We start from the raw sequence: 20,929 nt of genomic DNA, 5'->3' as shown, positions 1-20,929 counted from the left end.
CGAGTTTCAGGGTTTTCCTCGGGGGCGAAACCGGTTCAGTGCCGGTTCAGTGCCGGTTCAGTAGCCCTACCGGGCGACTTCTGATGGAGTACGCGCATGATCCAAGTGCTGGTGTGGGGCCTGCTGAGCGGGCTGGGGGGATTCCTGGTGTTCCAGGTGAAGACGTATCGTGCCGCAGCCTCGACAGCGGTCAGGCAGCGGAACGTCCTGACGGTGGCGGTCAAGGGCCTGGAGGGGAAGCAGCGTTGGCGGAACGGCAGGGTGCGGAGGGTCGAAGGGGCCGTGACATGGCAGCCGTGGCTGCGGATCGGCCCCACCCTGACGCTTCCCCCGGACCTGCACCCCATGAGTCAGCGCAGCCCGCGCGGGACCGAGACGTGGGTCGTGAATCCGGGCGCCGTCGTCATCGAGTGCCGCTCCTCGGCCGGTGACCTCTCGATCGGCTTCATGCCGTGGGACATGGAGGACGTCCAGCGACTGCTGTGGCCCTCCTGACCACCGCTTCTTCTCCTGACCACCGAGCCCTCGGCCGACCATCAAGGCCCCCCGGCTGACCACCAAGGCCCCCGGCCGATCGCCGAGCCCCCACCGGCTTGTCCCGGGCGCACCCGCTTGCCCCGGACGCCCCCGTCGAAACGTACGAGCTTCCACTCCCCGCCCTGCCGTACCTTCCCTGGTGTGGCAGAACAGAACGCAACCCCCGTCATACGCGACGGCGCGCCCGGCAAGCCCGACGCGGCCGTCATCCGCGACGCCCTCGGCGTCGGTGTCGCCGTCGGGCTCTCCGGGTTCGCCTTCGGCGTGACCTCGGCGGGCTCCGGTCTCAGCGTCCTCCAGACCTGTGTCCTCAGCCTCCTCGTCTTCACCGGCGCCTCGCAGTTCGCCCTGGTGGGCGCCCTCGCCGGGGGCGGCAACCCCTTCACGGCCGCCGCAGGCGCCTTCTTCCTCGGCACCCGCAACGCCTTCTACGGGCTGCGGCTCTCCCAGCTCCTCGCGCTGCCCAAGGCGGTCAGGCCGTTCGCCGCGCACTGGGTGATCGACGAGACCACGGCCGTCGCGCTCGCGCAGCCCTCCCGCAGGGCCGCCCGGATCGGCTTCACCGCCACCGGCCTCACCCTGTACGTGCTGTGGAACGCGACCACGCTGCTCGGCGTCCTCGGTGCCGAGGCGATCGGCGACACCGACGCCTGGGGCCTCGACGCGGCCGGTCCCGCAGTCTTCCTCGCCCTGCTCGCCCCCATGCTGAAGACCGCGACCGAGCGGACCACCGCCGGGATCGCCGTCCTCCTCGGCCTCGGGCTGCTGCCCGTCCTGCCCGCCGGTGTCCCGGTCCTCGTGGCGGCGCTCGCCGCGCCCCTGGTGCTCTGGCTCCACGGCCGCCGCACCGGCCGGGACACCCCCGCGGAGGATGCCCGATGAACGTCTGGATCGCGATCGTCCTGACCGCCGCCGGGTGCTACCTGGTCAAGCTGATCGGCCTGCTCGTCCCGGCCGGAGCGCTGGAACGGCCGCTCGTGCGACGGCTCGCCGCCCTCCTCCCCGTCGCCCTGCTCGCCGCGCTCACCGCCCAGCAGACCTTCGGAGCGGGCCACGGCCTGGTCCTCGACGCCCGCGCCGCCGGAGTCGCCGCCGCGGCCGTCGCGCTCGTCCTGCGGGCCCCCTTCCTGGTCGTCGTGGGCGCCGCCGTGCTCGTCACGGCCGGGGTACGCGCCCTCGGCGGGTGAACCGGGGGGCGGGTGAACCGGGGGGCGGTTGAACCGAGGAGCGGTTGAACCGAGGGGCGGGTGGTTCCTGTGGCCGCCCGCCCCCCCCGGGAGTCTGCTCCGGGCCCGTCAGCCGATGGCCCGGCTGTGCGCCCGCAGGGTGCGCAGCGCCTCGATCGTGACGATCGGACGCCACTCCAGGGCGGAGCCGGGGGCCCAGACCCGCCGACGGATCGACCAGCCCCCGTCCGGCCGCTGGTCGGCCGCGAGCCGGTCGAGCGAGCGGGAAAGCTCCGCGTCGGTGAACCAGCGCGCCGCGAGCGAGTCCGGCACGCGCGCGTAGTCGTGCGGGAAACGCCGCTCCCCGGGCGCGTACCCGTCGGGGAGCGGATAGGCGTCCTCCCGGTCCGGCTCCAGGACGGCCAGCCGCTGCTCCCGCACGAGCCGTCCCAGCCGGTCGGCCGCCGCCTCCGCGCGCGCGTGGTCCGGTGCCCCGTCCAGGAAGGCGACCGCGGCCTCGATCTCGTACGGGTGCGACGTCTCAAGCGACTCCACGACCGCCCAGCAGTACTCGGTGGCGCGGAACAGCCACGCGTGCCAGACCTGATTGCGGTGCAGCAGACCGACCACGGGGCCGGTGGTGAGCAGCGCGCTCGGCGGGGCGTCGACGACCGGGACGAACGGCGCCGACGGATAGCGGCGCTGGGAGGGGTGGACGGCGGGGAGCGCGCCGTCGTGGGTGGAGACGGCGGTGAGATAGCGGCAGATCCGCTCCACGCGCAGCCCGCCGCAGCGGCCGATCGAGTCGAGGACGCGCAGCGCGTGCGCGGTGTGCAGGGGCTGGCTGACGGGCCCGCGGAGATCCGGTTCGAGGGCGTGTCCGTAGCCGCCGTCCTCGGCGAGGTACGACGCCAGGGCCGTCTCGACCTGATCCGCGCCTCCGCGCAGGAAGTGGTACGAGAACCGGCGCTGTTCGAGGACGCGGGCCGTCAGCCAGACGAAGCGCTCGGCGCGGGCCAGGGGAGTCGCGGGCGGGGCGGAGTGGGGGGTTTCGGCCATGCTCCGACCGTAGGGCGGAACACGGCGCTGACAAGGCCCGCGGAGCGGGCTGCACTCTTGGGAGCGCGATACTGAGGTCATGCGGTTGACGATTTTCTGGGAGCGGATGGCCGACCACTTCGGTGGGGCGTACGCGGAGTCCTTCGCCCGGGATCACGTGATGGCGGAGCTGGGCGGACGGACGGTACGGGAGGCGCTGGACGCGGGCTGGGAGGCGAAGGACGTGTGGCGGGCCGTCTGCGCGGCCGTGGACGTACCGGCCGACAAGCGCTGACACGCACTGACACGCACCGACACGGACCGACAAGCGGTGTCGGGCGCCGGGGGTCCGTGCCGCTCGGTGGGCGGATCACGGACCCCGCCGAGCCCGCCGCAGTCCAGCCGACCGGTTTGACGGCGGTCCTCCGGGGAACGGTCGGCCCACGGACGCCCTCCGAGGCGGTGACCGGACGGCGAACCTTGGGGTGACTGGCGGTGATGTGAGGGGTCCCGGGTGGAATGTCCGTGCGATGCGCGAGACTGGCGGGGTGGCTCCGACTGACGAAACCGACGCGACACAAGCGAACACAGCAGCCGGAACAGGCGCATCCTTCGGAGCGCCTGTTTCCGTGACCCCGGGGAGCGGGGACGGTGGCGGCGAGGCCCCCGTACCCGTCGGCGCCGGGGCCCCCACCGGTCCGGAAGACGTGCGGGGGGTGCCCGCCGGGCAGACGGCGCGGATGCCGCGCTGGCTGCCCCGCGCGCTCGTCCTCGCCCTCGCCCTCTACGCCTGCTTCCAGCTCGGCGAGTGGGCCTTCCACCAGCTCGTCGGCCTGCTCGTCAACATCCTGCTCGCCTTCTTCCTCGCCCTCGCCATCGAACCGGCGGTCGGGCGCATGGCGGCGCGCGGGATGCGGCGGGGACCCGCCACCTTCCTCGTCTTCTTCGCCGTCCTCGTCTGCGGCGTCGGCTTCGTCGTCCTGCTGGGTTCGATGCTCGCCGGCCAGATCGTGGACATGGTCGAGAACTTCCCCGGCTATCTCGACTCGTTGATCAACTGGATCAACCAGAAGTTCCACACGGACCTCTCGCGGGTCGAGGTCCAGGACAGCGTCCTGAAATCCGACTGGCTCCAGAAGTACGTGCAGAACAGCGCGTCCGGCGTCCTCGACGTCTCCACCACCGTGCTGGGAGGCCTCTTCCGGCTCCTGACGATCTTCCTGTTCTCGTTCTACTTCGCGGCCGACGGGCCCCGGCTGCGGCGGGCGCTCTGCTCCGTCCTGCCGCCCGCCCGCCAGACCGAGGTGCTGCGCGCCTGGGAGATCGCCGTCGACAAGACCGGCGGCTATCTGTACTCGCGCGGGCTGATGGCCCTCGTCTCGGGCATCGCGCACTTCGTCGTCTTCGAGATCCTCGCCGTGCCGTACGCGCCCGCGCTCGCCGTGTGGGTCGGTCTGGTCTCGCAGTTCATCCCGACCATCGGCACCTATCTGGCAGGCGCCCTGCCGATGCTGATCGCGTTCACCGTCAACCCCTGGTACGCGCTGTGGGTGCTCGGCTTCGTGGTGATCTACCAGCAGTTCGAGAACTACGTCCTCCAGCCGAAGCTCACCGCGAAGACCGTGGACATCCACCCGGCGGTGGCGTTCGGCTCGGTCATCGCGGGCACCGCGCTGCTCGGCGCCGTCGGCGCCCTGATCGCCATCCCCGCCGTCGCGACCCTCCAGGCCTTCCTGGGCGCGTACGTGAAGCGGTACGACGTCACGGACGACCCCCGCGTCCACGGGCACCGACGGTACGGAGAGGCCGTGGTCGCCCGGCTCCAGAAGGCCCTCCAGCACAAGAAGGAGGCCGGGGCGAAGGAGTGACAGGGGGCGTACGGAGGCGGGTCCCGGGCGGGGACGCACGAAGGAGGACCCCGGGGCGTACGAGGGGGCGGACCCTGGTGCGTACGGGGGGGCGGACCCTGGTGGGTACGGAGGGCGGGTCCCCGGTGCGTGGGATCGGCCTTCCTACGCGCGCGTGCTGCCCACCGTGTCGCGTACGAGTGGATTCGGGACCGGGAGGTAGCGGGGGGCGGTTCCCTCCGCCCTGATCCAGCGGGAGAGCAGGTTCGCCTTGCCCGGCAGGGTGGGCTCGTCGAGCAGACCGGCGAGACCGGGGAGTGCGGGCAGCCGGCCGCCGCGCTCGAACTCGGCGCGGGCCAGCGCCCACAGGGCGGCGGTGGAGCCGGGGAAACGGTCCGCGAGGGCTCCGGCGACCTCGGAGAGGTTGTTGACCACCAGACAGTAGGCGAGGCGCCGCCAGGCCGCCTCACGGGGCATCTCGGGCACGGTCTTGGCGCCCTCCGCGTCACGGAAGACCGACTGGACGGGAAGGCCCTGGGCGTCCACGGCTATCAACGTGTTCTGTAGGTGGCACTCCACGACGACGCCGAAACGGGCGAACGCCTCCAGGACCGGCGGCACGACCTGGCGCAGATACGCCGACCACCAGACCCGGGGATCGGTGACCCGGTCGAGGGGATTGCCGGGGAAGCCCTCGACGAGCGCCGCCGCGAGCACCGCCGTCGTGCCGGGCGCCAGATGCCGGTCCAGACCGTCCCGGACGAGGACGGCGCAGGTCTCGAAGAGCCCGTCCACCGTGCGGTACCCCCGGTCGCTGAGCCAGGTCGCGGGTCCGCCCATGGCGGTGAAGGCGGCGCTGACCAGCGGGTCGGTCCGGCGTACGTGGAGCAGTTCGTGGCGGCGCATCCGGCGGATGTCGTTGGTGATCCGCACGTCGAGGCTGAACTTCAGGAACAGGCCGTCGCCCGTACCGGAGCCGCCGCCGGGGACGTACAGGGTGCGCACCGAAGAGGTCGGCCGGGCGGCCTCGCGGGTGGTGCCGAGCCGGATGAGCCGCCCCTCGGCGAAGGCGGCCCGCAGCCGGGGGACACGGTCCGACAGTTCGAGCTGCCAGGGATGGGCGGGGAGCAGCCGGTAGCCCGGCGGGGCCTCGCCGAGGGCGTCGAGGGCCCGGGTGTCCCCGTCCTCGACCACCGCGTCCTCCCGGACGCCGAGCAGCACCAGCGGGAACCGGGCGTACGCCTCCGGCGCGTAGCGCAGCCACGCGGTGGGGGACCCGCCGGAGGTACGGGCCTTGGGGGCCGGATGGTACGGGTGGCCCATGACGAGGGCCTGCTCGGAGCGGAGCCAGGGGTCCTCGGGCGGCGTCGTGCGGGCACGGGCGGCGAGGACGGCCCGTACGGCGCTGCGGCTGGCGGCCATCTCGGCGGCGAGGGCCGGATTGGAGCGGCCCGTGGTGGCGCTCATCTCCTGGACGGCGAGGTCGACCAGAGCGGCGTGGTCCAGGGCCCGCCAGGACCGCCCGTTCCACAGCTCGGGGGACGAGGGACGGTGGCCGGGGCGCACCCTGAGGAGACGGCCGCTGGCCCGGAGCCGGTGGACGGAGCGGTCGGACGGCTCCTCCCGGCCGGTGTCCGGGACCGCCGAAGCGGGCTCCGCCGCCTCACGGAGCAGACAGTTGAGCAAGGGCGTCACCGCCAGCGCGTCGGCGGCCCGCGTCAGTGTGTTCATCGTTCTCAGTATGTGTGGATCGTGTTCGACCGCGATAGAACAACCCCATGTGCCGAACCACTGCGGAACGGGCTCTCGCCGCCGAGCTGGACGCCGTACGGCCCGATTCGGCCACCGCGTACGCCGCAGGTCTCCAGGGGGCGCGGAGCGCGGTCCTGACCCGGTTGTGGCGCGGTCTCGTCCATGAGCCGTTCCCCTGGGTCACAGGACGCTCGACGGGCCGTGAGGGCGTCACCCTGCGGCTCGCCGACGGGCGGCGACTGCGCGGCCCGCACGCGGACCCGTGGGCGACGGGCGCGTCCGTGACCGAGCTTGAGCTGGACGGGCGCCCGTTCGACCATCCGGCCGAACTGGTGGCGGCCCTGGGAGTCCCGGAGGGCGGCCGGCTGGCCGCCGAACTCGACCACAGCGTGGCGTCGATGGCCCTGTCGCGTACGACGCCCCGGCGGCCCCTCGCGGTCCCGGGGGCCACCTCGTGGGCGTGGGAGCAGGCGGAGACCGACGGGCACCCGTACCACCCCTGCTGCCGCTCCAGGCCGGGCTTCTCGGCCGTCGAGCAGCTGGCGTACGCGCCCGAGCACCGGCCGGTCGTCCCGCTGCGGCTCGCCGAGGTCGAGGACGCCGCCGTGTCGGGCGCCTGGCCCGCCGCACTGCGCGACGGCTCCTCCGTGCTGATCCCCGTCCACCCCTGGCAGGCAGCCCACGTGCTGTCCGGGCTACGGCTGCGCCCGGGACCGGACGCGCACCCGCTGCTCTCCCTGCGCACCCTGGCCCTGGGGGACGAGGGGGAGGCCCTGATGGCGGCCGGAGGGGCTTCGTGGGCCCCGGGAGGGGAGTACGCGCGCGTGGGCCGGTCGGGCGAGTACGGGGCCGGGGAGCACGCGCACGTACACGCGGCAGGGGCGTACGCGCGCGTGGGCGGGTCCGGGGACACGCATGTCAAGACCTCGCTGAGTACCCGGCTGACCTCGACCGTCCGGGACATCTCGGCGTACACGGTCACCCACGCCGTCGCCACCTCGGTGTTCGCCGAGGGCATCGCCGAACGGTTCGAGGGCCGCCTGCACATCGCCCGTACCCTCGCCGCGGCCGGTGCGGGCACCGCCGATCTGGCGGTGCTGCTCCGGGAGGCGCCGCAGGTCCACGCGCGCGGGGAGGCCGGGGAGAGCGTCGTGCCGGTGGCCGTCCTGCCCGCGCTGCTGGCCTCCCGTACGCCGGGCGAACGGCTCGACCGGGTGGCCGCCTTCGCGCGGCTGGCCCTCGGTGTCTGCCTGGAGCTGCTCGACCTCGGGGTGGCGCTGGAGGCGCACGGACAGAACCTGCTCGTGGTGGTCGACGCCGAGTGCCGGCCGCTGCGCCTGGTCTACCGGGACCTCGCCGACATCCGGATCAGCCCCGCGCGGCTCGCCCGGCACGGCATCGCGGCCCCGCCGCTCAACGGCCGCCTCCTGAACGACGACCCGGGCACCCTGCGCCGCAAGGTCCTGGGCAGTCTGGTCACCGGGGCGCTCGGCCCGCTGGCGGGGGACGCGCCGACGCTCGGCGCGATCCTGGAGAAGGCCATCCCGGAGCTGGCTCCGACCCCCGACCTGCACGCCCTGCGCACACGGCCGCTTCCGGCCAAGGCGCTCACCCTGATGCGGCTGGACCCGGCGGGCGCGGAACTCTGGACGGGGCTCCCGAACCCGCTGGCGGCGGGGGAGGGCCGGGCGGGCTTCCCTGACACCCGCGTCGGGCCCTGAGCGGGTCTCTCGGGCACCCACCGTTCCGCAGCACCCCGCCCCCGGTTCCGAAGGGTCCCGCCCCCGGTTCCACAGGACCCCGCCCCGGTTTCTCAGGCGCCCGACCGGCCTTCGGCGGGCACTACGCGCGCGTGCTCGGCGGCTTCGTCGGCACTGTAGGTGGAGGCGAAGGTGAACGCGCGCGGGGACGGGCCGTTCTCCCGCAGGTCCGCCAGCCGCTCCAGGGCTTCCGTGATGGTCGGGACGTGGCCGGCGGGGACCCACCAGAGCACCAGATGCGCCGACACGTGCCGCTCGAACCAGTCGCGCCGCTGCCGTACGACCTCCAGGTGTCCGCTGCGGTAGGTGAAGTCCCACAGGGCCTCCTGGGACTCCCACACCGACATGTTGACGATGACGTTCTCGCCTGCCGGACGCAGACCGGTGGCGTCGGTGTCCCCGTCGCCCACGAGCCGCCACACGAAGCCGGGGGAGGCCTCGGCGGAGGCGTTGACCGGTTCGAGCAGCTCGACGAAGGGCGCGATGAGCGGGTGGTCGAGCGGGTGGAGCAGGGTGGCGACGTTGAGCTGGGCGAGCTGGCAGGCAGGCGGAGTAGCGGTCATGGGCTCATCCCAGCACGGCGGCGATTTCTATGTCAATCTGCATTGGTTTTAGAGGGCTCGGCGGGTTCGACCACGACGCAGCACTCCCCGGGCCGGGAGTCCATCCGGGCGCGGACGGGCCCCTCCGTGCCGATCAGCCCTTCCAGGAGGGCGAGGTTCATGCCGCAGACGAGGGGTGGGAAGCGCTCGGCGACGGAGTGGAAGGGGCAGTTGCGCATCCGGACGACGGCCTCTTCGAGGTGCGGTTCGTAGCCTCGGGCGGTCAGTGTCTCCATGACGTCCGTCAGGTCGCCGCAGGGTTCGGCGGCGCCGCGCAGGGCCTCGCCGCGGCTCCGCGCGACGGCGCAGAGGCCCGCGTCCAGACCGGCCTGCTCGGCCGCCTCGGCGAGCAGTTCGGCGGCGGTGCGGTAGTCGCGGGAGGGCAGCGACACCGTGTGCTCGGCCCGCGCCCGGGTGTAGACCTTCGCGGGGCGGCCGGCCCCCGGTCCCGAGCGCCCCGTCAGGCGTCGGCTGCCGCTCTCCAGGAGTCCCGCCTCGGTCAGCTTGTCCAGGTGGTGCGCGGCGAGGGTGCGCGTCACCCCGGTCGCCTCGGCGGCCTCGTTGCGGCCGACCTCGCGGCCCTGGGCCGTCACGTACTCGTACAGGCGGCGCCGTACCGGGTCCTGGAGCGCCGCGATGGCGTCGATGTCCTTCATTCGGCCATTCTAGGAACAACGGGGATTGGCGATAGAAGGGTGGGGGTGCGGTCGCGGGCGGGGCGATTCGGTCGATACCGGGACGTCGGGGCTCGCGTGGCACGCTTGACAGTGAAATCGAACATCTATTCTTATGAAGGTCCGGCCCAGGGAACGCGGGTTTGTCGGCGGGTTGTCCACAGGCCGGAGGGGACGTCGGAGCCCGTTGTCAGTGGCAGGGGTTAGCGTCTTTCCCATGAAGCGATCGACTCAAGCAAACCGGGTGGAACCCATGGCAGGAACCGACCGCGAGAAGGCGCTCGACGCCGCGCTCGCACAGATTGAACGCCAATTCGGCAAGGGCGCCGTGATGCGCATGGGCGACCGCACCCAGGAGCCGATCGAGGTGATCTCCACCGGTTCGACCGCCCTCGACATCGCCCTCGGCGTCGGTGGCCTGCCGCGCGGCCGTGTCGTCGAGATCTACGGACCGGAGTCCTCCGGCAAGACGACCCTGACCCTGCACGCGGTGGCCAACGCCCAGAAGGCCGGCGGCCAGGTGGCCTTCGTGGACGCCGAGCACGCCCTCGACCCCGAGTACGCCAAGAAGCTCGGCGTCGACATCGACAACCTCATCCTGTCCCAGCCGGACAACGGCGAGCAGGCCCTTGAGATCGTCGACATGCTGGTCCGCTCCGGCGCCCTCGACCTGATCGTCATCGACTCCGTCGCCGCGCTCGTCCCGCGCGCGGAGATCGAGGGCGAGATGGGCGACTCCCACGTCGGTCTCCAGGCCCGGCTGATGAGCCAGGCGCTCCGGAAGATCACCAGCGCGCTCAACCAGTCCAAGACCACCGCGATCTTCATCAACCAGCTCCGCGAGAAGATCGGTGTGATGTTCGGCTCGCCGGAGACCACGACCGGTGGCCGAGCCCTGAAGTTCTACGCCTCCGTGCGCCTCGACATCCGCCGCATCGAGACCCTCAAGGACGGCACGGACGCGGTCGGCAACCGCACCCGCGTCAAGGTCGTCAAGAACAAGGTCGCGCCCCCGTTCAAGCAGGCCGAGTTCGACATCCTCTACGGCCAGGGCATCAGCCGCGAGGGCGGCCTGATCGACATGGGCGTGGAGCACGGCTTCGTCCGCAAGGCCGGTGCCTGGTACACGTACGAGGGCGACCAGCTGGGCCAGGGCAAGGAGAACGCCCGCAACTTCCTCAAGGACAACCCCGACCTCGCCGACGAGATCGAGAGGAAGATCAAGGAGAAGCTCGGCGTCGGCGTCCGTCCCGAGACCGGAAGCGGCGACACGGCGGCCGCCGCCGACGGCGCGACCACCCCGGACGAGGCGGCCAAGGCCGCCCCGGCAGCCGCGAGCAAGACCGCGAAGGCGACCAAGGCCACCGCGGTCAAGAGCTGAACCAGTGACCGGGCGCACCGAATGGCCGGGTGACGGTCCCGACTCGTCGAGGGCCGAGAAGGCGCCGCCACCCCAGGAACCGGCTGAGCGGGCGCGGGCGATCTGCCTGCGCCTGCTCACCGGGAGCCCGCGCACCCGAAAACAGCTCGCCGACGCGTTGCGCAAGAAGGAGATCCCCGACGAGGTGGCCGAGGAGGTCCTCTCCCGCTTCGAGGACGTCGGGCTCATCGACGACGCCGCCTTCGCGGGAGCCTGGGTGGAGTCCCGCCACCACGGCCGGGGCCTCGCCCGCCGCGCCCTCGCCCGTGAGCTGCGGACCAAGGGTGTCGAGCAGACCCTCATCCAGGAGGCGGTGGAGCGGCTGGACTCCGAGCGGGAGGAGGCCACGGCACGCGAGCTGGTCGACCGCAAGCTGCGCGCCACCCGTGGCCTCGACCGAGACCGCAGACTGCGCAGACTCGCCGGGATGCTCGCCCGCAAGGGCTACCCGGAGGGCATGGCGCTCAGAGTCGTCCGCCAAGCGCTGGAGGCGGAGGGCGAGGACACGGACGGGCTTGACGAGCCCTTCTGATTACGGGGGGCCGTCCGGCAGGGACTGGCTTCGGGGGTGACGGTCGGGCCCAGGGTGACGGTCGGGTCCGGGGCGAAGGTCGGGCCCGAGGGGACGTCCAGGTCCGGGGTGATGGCCGAATTCGGGGTGGCGGCCAGGTCCGGGGTGACGGTCGGGTCCGAAGTGACGTCCAGGTCCGGGAGGGAGCCCGGATCCCGGACGGGGCCGGACTCCGGGACGGCGTCAGTCTCCGGGCGGAGACCCCCCTTCGGGAAGGGGCCCGGTTCCACGGAGGGCGCCAGACTCCGGGCGGAGGCCGGTCCTCGGGAAGGGGCCCGGTTCCGGGGCGGCGCCAGACTCCAGGCGGAGGCCGGTCCTCGGGGAGGGGCCCGGTTTCGCGGAGAGACCCGGCTTCGGATCATGGCCCGGTTTCGGAGGGAGTTCGGGCTTCGGGGAAGGGCCCGGCTTCGGATCGAGGCCCGTATCGAGGCCCGTATCCGGGACGGGGCCGGACTGCGGGGAGGGGTCCGGTTTCGGGAGGAGGACCGGGAGGCCCGCCGCCTTCCAGGCCTGGAAGCCGCCGGTCAGGTCCGTCGCCCGGTGCAGGCCCAGACGGCGCAGGGACTCCGTCGCCAGGGAGGAGGCGTAGCCCTCGTTGCACAGGACCACCACCCGCAGGTCGTGGCTGTCCGCCTCCGCCGCGCGGTGGCTGCCCAGGGGATCGAGCCGCCACTCCAGCTCGTTGCGCTCCACGACGAGGGCGCCCGGGATCAGCCCGTCCCGTTCGCGCAGGGCCGCGTAGCGGATGTCCACGAGGAGCGCGTCGCCCGCCTCGTACGCCGCGTGGGCGGCCCGGGGCTCGATCCGGTCGATGCCCGCCCTGACCTGTTCCAGGAGTTCGTCGATGCCCACGCGTCCGGTGCTCACTGCCACTCCTTCGCACGCTCGACCTGCTCAAGGCGGAGGACGGCGCCGGTCCGGCTGAACCGCCGGATCAGTGGGAGCGGCGGATAGTAGGCGTGCACCGAGACCGCGTGGGCGTCCGGCGAGGCGTTGAGCACCTCGTGGACGTGGTGGCGGCCGAAGGCCCGGCCCCGGCCCTCCGGCAGCAGCCGGGAGCGGTCCACGCCGTCGGCCAGCTCCAGGGTCTTCCAGCCGCCCGCCGGGAGGCGGACGGCGAGCGCGTGCTCGGTCAGGGTGCCGCGCGCGGTGGTGAAGGCGCCCAGCGACTCGGCGTGGTCGTGCCAGCCCGTGCCGGTGCCGGGCGGCCAGCCGATGAGCCACGCCTCGCTGCCACCGGGCCCGTCGAGCCGTACCCACGTACGGTCCTCGGGGTCGAGCGGCAGGGAGTCGACCAGTGCCCGGTCGGCCGCCGTACGCCGTACGAAATCGAGGAGTTCGGCTTCGGTCGGGGCGGTCGGGGCGACTGGCGCGCCCGGTCCGGCCGGTGACGTGGCGGCGGTGGAAGCCGGGGAGCCCGGCGGCAACGGCGAGGAACCGGCCGAGGCGTCGGGGGAGGAGCTAGGGGCGGAACCGAGAGGGGAACCGGCCGAGGAATCAGGGGCGTTCAGGGGGTTCGGAGGGTTCAGGGTGTGCGGAGGCGCGGTGGGAGGCATGGAGGACCGTCCTGGGTTCGCTGAGGACGCGCGGCGGCACGGCACGCCGACGGAGGGCGGTCACGTCGGCGGCGGGGCGCGCGCGGGGAAGGGGGCGGGATCAGCGGGACGGGCGACACACGCAGCCCGCGTAGCGGACGAGGTCCATATGGACCCTCCGCCACAGGCGCGCATAGGTGTCGGTCACGCTCCGGAGTACACCATGCGAGCCCTCGGGAATCAACGTGTGTCCGCCGTACGGTCGCGCCCGGAGGGCGCGGTGGCCCCGGCCGCTGCCCCGGCCTGGTCGCCCGCCTCCTCTTCCGCGTACGGATCGCCGCCCCGGACCGCGTCCGCCGCCGCGTACAGCTCCTCCGGGCGGACCCCGGAGAACGCGGCGACGAGATGCCCGTCGGGCCTGACGAGCAGGACGGCGTGGGCCGGTGCGCCGGGATACGCCTCGGTGACGAGGACCTCCGCCCGCGCCGGGAGGGCGCGTACCGCCTCCTCCAGACGGGGCATCACACCCGCGCCCCGCCAGTGGCGCCGGTCCCAGACGCCGGTGCCGGGGGCGACCAGGAGGACCAGGAGGCGCCCCTGGCCGAGCCGGTCCCTGAGCCGTACGGTCGTGCCGTCGGGGGCGGTCACCCGGACGTCCTCGACCGGGGCGCCGGCGGGGGTGCCGACCGGGATCCAGCCCTCGGTGGGCTCCGGGGCGAGAAGGGAGTGGGGGTAGGCGGGCGGCGCGCCGAGCGGCCCGCGCCCCACGTGCCCGTCGGTGAGGAGGGCGTCGTGGCCCCGGGCGGCCCCGGGGAGGTAGGTCCGCAGCCCGCCGCCGCCACGCAGCACGGGCAGCGACTGGTCCGCCGCCCGCAGCCGGTGGGCGACGGCCGGTCGGCGCTCGCTCTGGTAGCTGTCGAGGAGCCGCTCCGAGGCCCCGTGGTGCCAGGTGTGGGCGAGCTTCCAGGCCAGGTTGTCGACGTCGCGGAACCCCTCGTCGAGGCTCTGGGTGCCGACCGCGCCGAGCAGATGGGCCGCGTCCCCGGCGAGGAAGACCCGGTCGACACGCCAGCGGCGGGCGAGCCGGTGGTGGAGGGTGTGCACACCGGTGTCGATGAGTTCGTACGGCGGTGTCACCCCGTCACACCAGCCGGCCAGGGTCTCGCGGATGCGGGCCACCAGGGCGTCGGGGGTGACGAGGTCGCCGCGCGGCGGCAGCAGCCAGTCGATCCGCCAGACGCCGTCGGGCAGCGGCCGGGCGGTGATCTCGTCCGGAGCCCCGCGCCACGGGGGCTGACGGTGCGACAGGGCCTCGCCCGGCCAGGGGAGTTCGGTGCGCAGGGCGGCGACGGCGTGCCGCTCGACGGCCGTCCGGCCGGGGAAGCGGATGCCGAGCAGTTTGCGTACGGTCGAGCGGGCGCCGTCGCAGCCGACGAGGTGGCTGCCGCGCCACCAGGTGCCGTCCGGCCCCCTGGTGTGGGCGATCACGCCGTCGCGGTCCTGCTCGATGCCGTCGAGGCGGGCACCGGTGACGAGCGTGACGAGGTCCTGCCGGGAGAGGGCGTCGCGCAGCCCCCGGGCGAGGGCGTGCTGCGGGATGTGCAGCGGCGCGGCTGGTGCGGAGGGCGCGTCGGGATTCTCCGACCACTCCTCCGTACCGCCGAGGCCCAGGTCGAGGGTGAGATGGCGGACGACCTGGCGGCGGCGCATCCCGCGCCAGCCGACCCAGCGCAGACCCTCGTCACGGAGGGTGGTGCAGCCGAGGCGTTCGACCATGGCGGCCGTGTCGGCGCGCAGGACGACGCTGCGGGCGGGGCGGGGCTCGTCCTTGCCTTCGCCCTCGTCGAGGACGACGCTGGGCACGCCCTGTGCGGCGAGGGCGAGGGAGAGCGCGAGGCCGACGGGGCCCGCGCCCACGATGATCACCGGGTCCACGGCGCGGCTCCTGAAGGCCGGACGGTCATGGGGGCAGCACAGTCGAGTGTGGCACGAGTCCGGTGCTTGATCACAGACCGTATGCAACCCACTGATGGTGCTTGCGTCAAGTGACGGGGTGGGCACGGTGCCGTCGACCTCGGGTCGGGACGGCTCCGGCCCACCCCTGTCGTCTGTGGGGGCGGCCGCCCCGCCGTCGGCCTCCGTGGTCCGGCGGGGCGGCCGGCTCAGGCGCCGCTGACGGCTTCGGACTTCGCCTCGGGCGCGCCCGCCTGGGCGGGGAGGGCCACCGCGCCGGACCTGCGGCCGGTGCGCAGGCGCTTCTCCAGGCGCCCGGCGAGGGCGGTGATGAGGGAGTTGATCGCGATGTAGATCAGGGCGATGACGGTGAGGGTGGCGATGGTGTTGGCGCCGTAGTTGGCCGTGATCTGCCGGTTCTGGCTGAGGAGTTCGGCGAAGCCGAGGAGGGCGCCGCCGAGCGCGGTGTCCTTGACGATCACGACGATCTGGCTGACCAGGGCGGGCAGCATCACGGTCACGGCCTGCGGGAGCAGGACGGACAGCATGGTCTGGCCCTTGCGCATGCCGAGGGCCACGGCCGCGTCCTGCTGGCCCCGGGGCAGCGTGAGCACTCCGGCCCGGACGATCTCGGCGATCACCGAGGCGTTGTAGAGGACGAGGCCGGTGACGACCGCGTACAGCGGGCGGAAGTCGGAGCTGACGCCGGAGAACTCCCGGTACGCCTGGTTGGCGAAGACCATCAGGAGGAGTACGGGGATGGCGCGGAAGAACTCCACGATCACGCCGACGGGCACCCGGACCCAGCGGTGGTCGGAGAGCCGGCCGATGCCGAGGGCGGCGCCGAGGGGCAGCGCGATCAGGATGGAGAGCGCGGCGGCCTTGAGGGTCTCGGCGATGCCGGGCAGCAGATACGTCGTCCAGACCTCGGAGTCGCTGACGAACGGGCTCCACTTCGCCGCGTCCAGCTGGTGCTTGGCGTCCAGTGCGGCCAGCACCCACCAGGCCACCAGGGCGAGGGCGACCAGGAAGACGCCCGTGTAGAGGAGGTTGCGCCGCTTGGCGCGCGGTCCCGGGGTGTCGTACAGGACGGAACTCATCGCTTCACCGCCAGTCGCTTGGCCGCCCAGCCCAGGATGAGGCCGGTGGGAAGGGTGAGAACGATGAACCCGAAGGCGAAGATGGCGAAGACGGCGAAGAGCGCGTCGGCCTCGTTCTCGATCATCACCTTCATCAGGAACGCCGAGTCGGCGGCGCCGATCGCGGCGGCCACGGTGGTGTTCTTGGTGAGGGCGATGAGGACGTTGGCGAGCGGGGTGACCGCCGCGCGGAAGGCCTGCGGGAGGACGATCACGGTCAGGACCTGGAAGAAGCTCAGGCCGAGCGCGCGGGCGGCCTCGGCCTGCCCCGGCGGGACGGTGTTGATGCCCGCGCGGAGTGCCTCGCAGACGAAGGTGCCGGTGTAGGCGACCAGTCCGAGGACGGCGAGACGGAAGCCGATGCCCTCCGAGCGCTCCCCGCCGAGGGTGATCAGCAGGGTCTGGTTGAGGCCGAGGAGGCACGCGACGAGGACCACCGTCAGCGGGGTGTTGCGGACGATGTTCACGTAGGCGGTGCCGAAGGCACGCATCAGCGGGACCGGGCTGACCCGCATGGCGACCAGGGCGGTGCCCCAGACCAGCGAGCCGACGGCCGAGTAGAGGGCGAGCTGTGCCGTCACCCAGAAGGCGCCGAGCAGGTCGTACTGCCCGGAATCAAGAAAGTCGAACACGGTGCCCGCGCTCTCCCCTGGTGGTCGGTCGGGTGTGGAAGCCGCTGCGGAGGCAACGGCCGGTGCCGGTGCGCCGGCCGCCCCGGGAGGGGGCGGCCGACGGGCCCGGGGCCGTATCTCCCGAGTCGGACCGGGACCGGTCGGGATCGGTCAGGATCGAACCGAATTGGACCAGATCGGTCAGGACCGAACCGGACCGAGCCGGGATCGGTCAGGGAGACACGGCCGAGGCGGGCCGGGTCAGTTCTGGATCTTCGGCGCGGGCTCGTTCTTGTAGCCGGAGGGGCCGAAGTTCTGCTTGACGAGCTTGTCCCAGGTGCCGTCGGAGACCATCTTCTCCAGCGCCTTGTTGATCTTGCCGCGCAGGTCCTCGTCGCCCTTCTTGAGGCCGATGCCGTAGTTCTCGTCGCTCATCCGGAGACCGGCGAGCTTGAACTTGCCCTGGTGCTCCTTCTGTGAGGCGTAGCCCGCGAGGATGGAGTCGTCGGTGGTCAGGGCGTCGACGGCCTTGTTCTCCAGACCGGTCAGACACTCGGAGTAGCCGCCGAGCTGCTGGAGGTCGGCCTTCGGGGCCAGCTTCTCCTTGACGTTCTGCGCGGACGTCGAGCCGGAGACGGAGCAGAGCTTCTTGGAGTTGAGGTCCTCGACCTTGGTGATCGAGCTGTCGTCGGCGCGCACCAGCAGGTCCTGGTGGGCCAGGAGGTACGGACCGGCGAAGTCGACCTCCTTCTTGCGCTTGTCGTTGATCGAGTAGCTGGCGACGATGAACTTGACGTCGCCGTTCTTGATCAGGTTCTCGCGCTCGGCGCTGGGCGCCTGCTTGAAGTTGATCTTGTCTTCGCTGTAGCCCAGCTCCTTGGCCACGTAACGGGCCACGTCCACGTCGAAACCGGCGTACGTGCCGTCCGGGGTCTTCAGGCCCAGGCCCGGCTGGTCGAACTTGATGCCGATGGTGATCTTGTCGCCGTTGCTGCCGGAGTCCGAGCCGCCGCCGCACGCGGAAGCGGTCAGGGCGAGGACGACGGCGGCCGTGGCGGCGGCGGAGGTACGGCGAAGCTTCATCGAGGAATGTCCCTTTTCTAGAAGTGGGTCGGGAATGATGGGCCCGAACCCGCTCAGTGGTGAAGGATCTTGGAGAGGAAGTCCTTGGCCCGGTCGCTGCGCGGGCTGCTGAAGAAGTCCTCGGGCGAGGCCTGTTCGACGACGCGTCCGTCGGCCATGAAGACCACCCGGTTGGCGGCGGAGCGCGCGAATCCCATCTCGTGGGTCACGACCACCATCGTCATGCCGTCCCGGGCCAGCTGCTGCATGACCTCCAGGACCTCGTTGATCATCTCGGGGTCCAGCGCCGAGGTCGGCTCGTCGAAGAGCATGACCTTCGGGTCCATCGCGAGCGCGCGGGCGATCGCCACACGCTGCTGCTGACCGCCGGAGAGCTGCGCCGGGTACTTCTCCGCCTGGGTGCCGACGCCGACCCGGTCGAGCAGGGCACGCGCCTTGGTCTCGGCGGCCTTCTTCTCCGTCCTGCGGACCTTGATCTGCCCCAGCATCACGTTCTCCAGCACCGTCTTGTGCGCGAAGAGATTGAACGACTGGAAGACCATGCCCACATCGGACCGCAGCCGGGCCAGCTCCCTGCCCTCCGCGGGCAGCGGCTTGCCGTCGATGGTGATCGTGCCGGAGTCGACGCTCTCCAGCCGGTTGATCGTGCGGCACAGCGTCGACTTGCCCGACCCGGAAGGCCCGATGACGACCACGACCTCACCGCGGCCGATCGTCAGATCGATGTCCTGGAGGACATGCAACGCGCCGAAGTGCTTGTTCACGCCGGACAGTACGACCAGGTCGTCCGCGGCACGCGGGGTGTCCTCCGGACCCTTGGACACAGACTCTCCGCTCATCGGCCTCTTGCTCCGTCCTCCTCGGTTGGGGAGGACACTAGAGACACCATGTGAGGACCGTCATCACATCTGAGCGGAAATTGAGGATAACGATCGGGCCGCAACCGGACACTCTGTGTGAAGGGGACGGCCGGGGGCGTACCGGATAGACGACACGAGCACCATCCTCATCAGGGGACACTTGACGGTGGCACCGGTGTTCGGTGTTCACGTCCTGGTTCCACCTGATACACAGAGAGCCGCCATCAGCACATCTTCACGGAGGAGGTACGCATGCGACTGCTGCTCGTCGAGGACGACGACCATGTGGCCGCCGCCCTCTCCGCGATCCTCGCCAAGCACGGCTTCGCCGTCACCCACGCCCGCAACGGCGAGGAGGCGCTTCAGGCGGTCCTCCCCACGGACCAGGGCGAGCGTCCCTCGTTCGGGGTGATCCTGCTCGACCTCGGCCTTCCCGACCAGGACGGCTACCAGGTCTGCGGCCGGATCCGGAAGCTCACCAGCACCCCGGTGATCATGGTGACCGCGCGCGGCGACGTGCGCTCCCGGATCCACGGGCTCAACCTCGGCGCCGACGACTACGTGGTCAAGCCCTACGACCCCGGCGAGCTGCTGGCCCGTATCCACGCCGTCAGCCGGCGCAACTCCGCCCCCGAGGACACCCCCGGCGCCTCCGCCGACGGGACCCGGCTGCGGCTCGGCCCCGTCACCGTCGAACTGCCCACCCGGCGGGTCAGCGTCGACGGCGAGAGCATCCCCCTCACCCGCAAGGAATTCGACCTTCTCGCCCTGCTCGCCCAGCGGCCCGGTGTCGTCTTCCGCCGCGAACAGATCATCAGCGAGGTCTGGCACACCAGTTGGGAGGGGACCGGCCGCACCCTGGAGGTGCACGTCGCCTCCCTGCGCTCCAAACTGCGGATGCCCGCCCTCATCGAGACCGTGCGGGGCGTCGGCTACCGCCTGGTCGTCCCCGCCGCCTGACGGCCCCCTTCGTGCGCGCCCGTCTCCTTCCGCTGCTCATCGTCCTGATGGCCGGAGTCCTGCTCGCCCTCGGCTTCCCGCTCGCCGCCAGCCTCGCCGCCGCCGAACAGCAACGGGTCGTCGTCGACCGGCTCGACGACGCCGCCCGCTTCGCCGCCCTCGCCCAGTTCGTCAACGAGACGGGGCCCGGCACCGACGAGCGGCGCGCCACCCTCGGCGGCGAACTCGCCAGCTACCACGACGTGTACGGCATCCGGACCGGCATCTTCTACCGCGACAACCGCTCCATGGCCGCCGCCCCCGAGGGCTGGGTCGTCCCCTACGAAGGGGAGGGCAGACGCGCCTTCAACGAGGCGCTTCTCGGCCGCCGCAGCCACGACCCCTCCCAGGTCTGGCCCTGGCAGCGGGGCGCCCGGCTCACCATCGCCTCCCCGGTCGTCCGGGACGGGGACGTCGTCGCCGTCGTCGTCACCGACTCGCCCACCGGACCGCTCCGCCTGCGCATCCTGCGCGGCTGGCTGCTGATCTTCGTCGGCGAGTCCGCCGCCATGCTCGTCGCCGTCGGCGCCGCCGTCCGGCTCACCGGCTGGGTCCTTCGCCCGGTCCGCGTCCTCGACTCCGTCACCCACGACATCGCCACCGGACGCATGAACTCCCGGGTCGCCGAGACCAGCGGACCTCCCGAACTACGGCGCCTGGCCCGCTCCTTCAACGAGATGGCCGACAACGTCGAGGAAGCCCTCGAACAGCAACGGGCCTTCGTCGCCGACGCCTCCCACCAACTGCGCAACCCGCTGGCCGCACTGCTCCTGCGGATCGAACTCCTCGCCCTCGAACTGCCCGAGGGAAACGAGGAGATCGCCTCCGTGCGCACCGAGGGCAAGCGCCTCGCACGAGTCCTCGACGACCTCCTCGATCTGGCGCTCGCCGAGCACGCCTCCGCCGAGCTGCGGCTCACCGACGTCGGCGCGCTCACCGCGGAACGGCTCGCCTCCTGGCGCCCGGTCGCCGACGACAAGGGCGTCACGCTCACCGGGGAGTGCGGGGCGGCCACCGCCTGGGCGGACCCGGTGGCCCTCTCCAGCGCCCTCGACGCGGTGATCGACAACGCGCTGAAGTTCACCCCGGCGGGGGAGACGGTCACGGTCGGCGTCACCCCGGGCCGCACCGAGGTCTCCGTCGTCGTCGCCGACCACGGCCCCGGCCTCACCGAGGAGGAGCTGGGCCGGGTCGGCGACCGCTTCTGGCGCGCGGGCCGCCACCAGAACGTCAAGGGCTCGGGGCTCGGGCTCTCCATCACCCGCGTGCTGCTCACGGCGGGCGGCGGCGGCATCGCGTTCGCCCCGAACGAACCGCACGGCCTGAAGGTCACGGTCACCGTCCCGCGCCACCCCCCGACCGACACCGGGACCGCGTAGCGT

General features: G+C 72.4%; 21 protein-coding genes and 1 pseudogene. 10 read left to right on the top strand and 12 right to left on the bottom strand.

The window, feature by feature from the left end; genetic code table 11:
- Window positions 1–96: 96 nt before the first annotated feature.
- From BU197_RS04775 to BU197_RS04765, 3 genes are all read left to right on the top strand, one after another.
- Complete coding sequence (locus BU197_RS04775; protein ID WP_188266920.1) at window positions 97–495, top strand: hypothetical protein; 399 nt, start codon at window positions 97–99, stop codon at window positions 493–495.
- A gap of 183 nt (window positions 496–678) precedes the next feature.
- Window positions 679–1,419, top strand: a complete 741-nt coding sequence (locus BU197_RS04770; protein WP_188266919.1) for an AzlC family ABC transporter permease — start codon at window positions 679–681, stop codon at window positions 1,417–1,419.
- The gene (locus BU197_RS04765; RefSeq protein WP_188266918.1) at window positions 1,416–1,724 is read left to right on the top strand and encodes an AzlD domain-containing protein; all 309 of its coding nucleotides are present in this window, start codon (window positions 1,416–1,418) and stop codon (window positions 1,722–1,724) included. Before BU197_RS04770 ends, BU197_RS04765 begins: the two co-directional genes overlap by 4 nt.
- 108 nt (window positions 1,725–1,832) lie before the next feature.
- Here the strand turns inward: BU197_RS04765 and BU197_RS04760 are convergent, their stop codons facing one another.
- The gene (locus BU197_RS04760) at window positions 1,833–2,762 is read right to left on the bottom strand and encodes a hypothetical protein (protein ID WP_188266917.1); all 930 of its coding nucleotides are present in this window, start codon (window positions 2,760–2,762) and stop codon (window positions 1,833–1,835) included.
- 79 nt (window positions 2,763–2,841) lie between these two features.
- Here BU197_RS04760 and BU197_RS04755 point away from each other — a divergent pair, with 79 nt between their 5' ends.
- Together BU197_RS04755 and BU197_RS04750 are read left to right on the top strand one after the other, a co-directional pair.
- A complete protein-coding gene (locus BU197_RS04755) occupies window positions 2,842–3,036 on the top strand; it encodes a DUF3046 domain-containing protein (protein ID WP_188266916.1) in 195 nt (64 codons plus the stop codon).
- Between the two features lie 445 nt (window positions 3,037–3,481).
- Entirely contained in the window at window positions 3,482–4,609 is a 1,128-nt protein-coding gene (locus BU197_RS04750; protein WP_188266939.1) for an AI-2E family transporter, read from the top strand.
- 144 nt (window positions 4,610–4,753) lie between these two features.
- On the opposite strand, the gene BU197_RS04745 is transcribed toward BU197_RS04750, so the two are convergent.
- Entirely contained in the window at window positions 4,754–6,319 is a 1,566-nt protein-coding gene (locus BU197_RS04745) for an IucA/IucC family protein (protein WP_188266915.1), read from the bottom strand.
- Window positions 6,320–6,366: 47 nt separating this feature from the next.
- Between BU197_RS04745 and BU197_RS04740 the strand changes: the two genes are divergently transcribed.
- Window positions 6,367–8,061, top strand: a complete 1,695-nt coding sequence (locus BU197_RS04740; protein ID WP_188266914.1) for an IucA/IucC family siderophore biosynthesis protein — start codon at window positions 6,367–6,369, stop codon at window positions 8,059–8,061.
- Between the two features lie 92 nt (window positions 8,062–8,153).
- Here the strand turns inward: BU197_RS04740 and BU197_RS04735 are convergent, their stop codons facing one another.
- Window positions 8,154–8,663 carry a DUF3291 domain-containing protein gene (locus BU197_RS04735; protein ID WP_188266913.1) on the bottom strand — a complete coding sequence of 170 codons (510 nt, stop codon included), beginning with the start codon at window positions 8,661–8,663 and terminating at the stop codon, window positions 8,154–8,156.
- A gap of 32 nt (window positions 8,664–8,695) precedes the next feature.
- A complete protein-coding gene (locus BU197_RS04730; protein WP_188266912.1) occupies window positions 8,696–9,358 on the bottom strand; it encodes a helix-turn-helix transcriptional regulator in 663 nt (220 codons plus the stop codon).
- A 271-nt stretch (window positions 9,359–9,629) separates the two neighbouring features.
- Here BU197_RS04730 and recA point away from each other — a divergent pair, with 271 nt between their 5' ends.
- Together recA and recX are read left to right on the top strand one after the other, a co-directional pair.
- Complete coding sequence (gene recA / locus BU197_RS04725; RefSeq protein ID WP_188266911.1) at window positions 9,630–10,757, top strand: recombinase RecA; 1,128 nt, start codon at window positions 9,630–9,632, stop codon at window positions 10,755–10,757.
- A 4-nt stretch (window positions 10,758–10,761) separates the two neighbouring features.
- Window positions 10,762–11,328, top strand: a complete 567-nt coding sequence (recX, locus tag BU197_RS04720; RefSeq protein ID WP_188266910.1) for a recombination regulator RecX — start codon at window positions 10,762–10,764, stop codon at window positions 11,326–11,328.
- Between the two features lie 519 nt (window positions 11,329–11,847).
- Here the strand turns inward: recX and BU197_RS04715 are convergent.
- The 8 genes and pseudogenes from BU197_RS04715 to BU197_RS04685 all read right to left on the bottom strand — a co-directional run.
- Window positions 11,848–12,234, bottom strand: a pseudogene (locus BU197_RS04715) (rhodanese-like domain-containing protein); the annotation flags it as partial.
- Window positions 12,231–12,923: a cysteine dioxygenase family protein gene (locus tag BU197_RS04710; protein ID WP_223183110.1), complete on the bottom strand. Its 693-nt coding sequence runs from the start codon at window positions 12,921–12,923 to the stop codon at window positions 12,231–12,233. The pseudogene BU197_RS04715 and the gene BU197_RS04710, both read right to left, overlap by 4 nt.
- 100 nt (window positions 12,924–13,023) lie before the next feature.
- Complete coding sequence (locus BU197_RS31225) at window positions 13,024–13,110, bottom strand: putative leader peptide (protein WP_317452156.1); 87 nt, start codon at window positions 13,108–13,110, stop codon at window positions 13,024–13,026.
- Between the two features lie 32 nt (window positions 13,111–13,142).
- Window positions 13,143–14,837, bottom strand: coding sequence for an FAD-dependent monooxygenase (locus BU197_RS04705; protein ID WP_188266909.1), 1,695 nt, complete (start codon window positions 14,835–14,837; stop codon window positions 13,143–13,145).
- A 227-nt stretch (window positions 14,838–15,064) separates the two neighbouring features.
- Entirely contained in the window at window positions 15,065–15,955 is an 891-nt protein-coding gene (locus BU197_RS04700) for an amino acid ABC transporter permease (RefSeq protein WP_188266908.1), read from the bottom strand.
- Window positions 15,952–16,626, bottom strand: coding sequence for an amino acid ABC transporter permease (locus BU197_RS04695; RefSeq protein ID WP_188266907.1), 675 nt, complete (start codon window positions 16,624–16,626; stop codon window positions 15,952–15,954). Before BU197_RS04695 ends, BU197_RS04700 begins: the two co-directional genes overlap by 4 nt.
- Window positions 16,627–16,866: 240 nt before the next feature.
- Window positions 16,867–17,688: a glutamate ABC transporter substrate-binding protein gene (locus BU197_RS04690; protein WP_188266906.1), complete on the bottom strand. Its 822-nt coding sequence runs from the start codon at window positions 17,686–17,688 to the stop codon at window positions 16,867–16,869.
- A gap of 53 nt (window positions 17,689–17,741) precedes the next feature.
- Window positions 17,742–18,527 carry an amino acid ABC transporter ATP-binding protein gene (locus BU197_RS04685; protein ID WP_188266905.1) on the bottom strand — a complete coding sequence of 262 codons (786 nt, stop codon included), beginning with the start codon at window positions 18,525–18,527 and terminating at the stop codon, window positions 17,742–17,744.
- A gap of 273 nt (window positions 18,528–18,800) precedes the next feature.
- Between BU197_RS04685 and BU197_RS04680 the strand changes: the two genes are divergently transcribed.
- The gene (locus BU197_RS04680; protein ID WP_188266904.1) at window positions 18,801–19,508 is read left to right on the top strand and encodes a response regulator transcription factor; all 708 of its coding nucleotides are present in this window, start codon (window positions 18,801–18,803) and stop codon (window positions 19,506–19,508) included.
- 11 nt (window positions 19,509–19,519) lie between these two features.
- The gene (locus BU197_RS04675; RefSeq protein ID WP_188266903.1) at window positions 19,520–20,926 is read left to right on the top strand and encodes an ATP-binding protein; all 1,407 of its coding nucleotides are present in this window, start codon (window positions 19,520–19,522) and stop codon (window positions 20,924–20,926) included.
- Window positions 20,927–20,929 lie beyond the last annotated feature (3 nt).

It is taken from the genome of Streptomyces sp. CBMA291, assembly GCF_014596525.1.
In the GTDB taxonomy this organism is placed as follows: Bacteria; Actinomycetota; Actinomycetes; order Streptomycetales; family Streptomycetaceae; genus Streptomyces.
The sequence above is the reverse complement of the archived record's forward strand: the minus strand, read 5'-3'. Positions and strand labels throughout refer to the sequence as shown.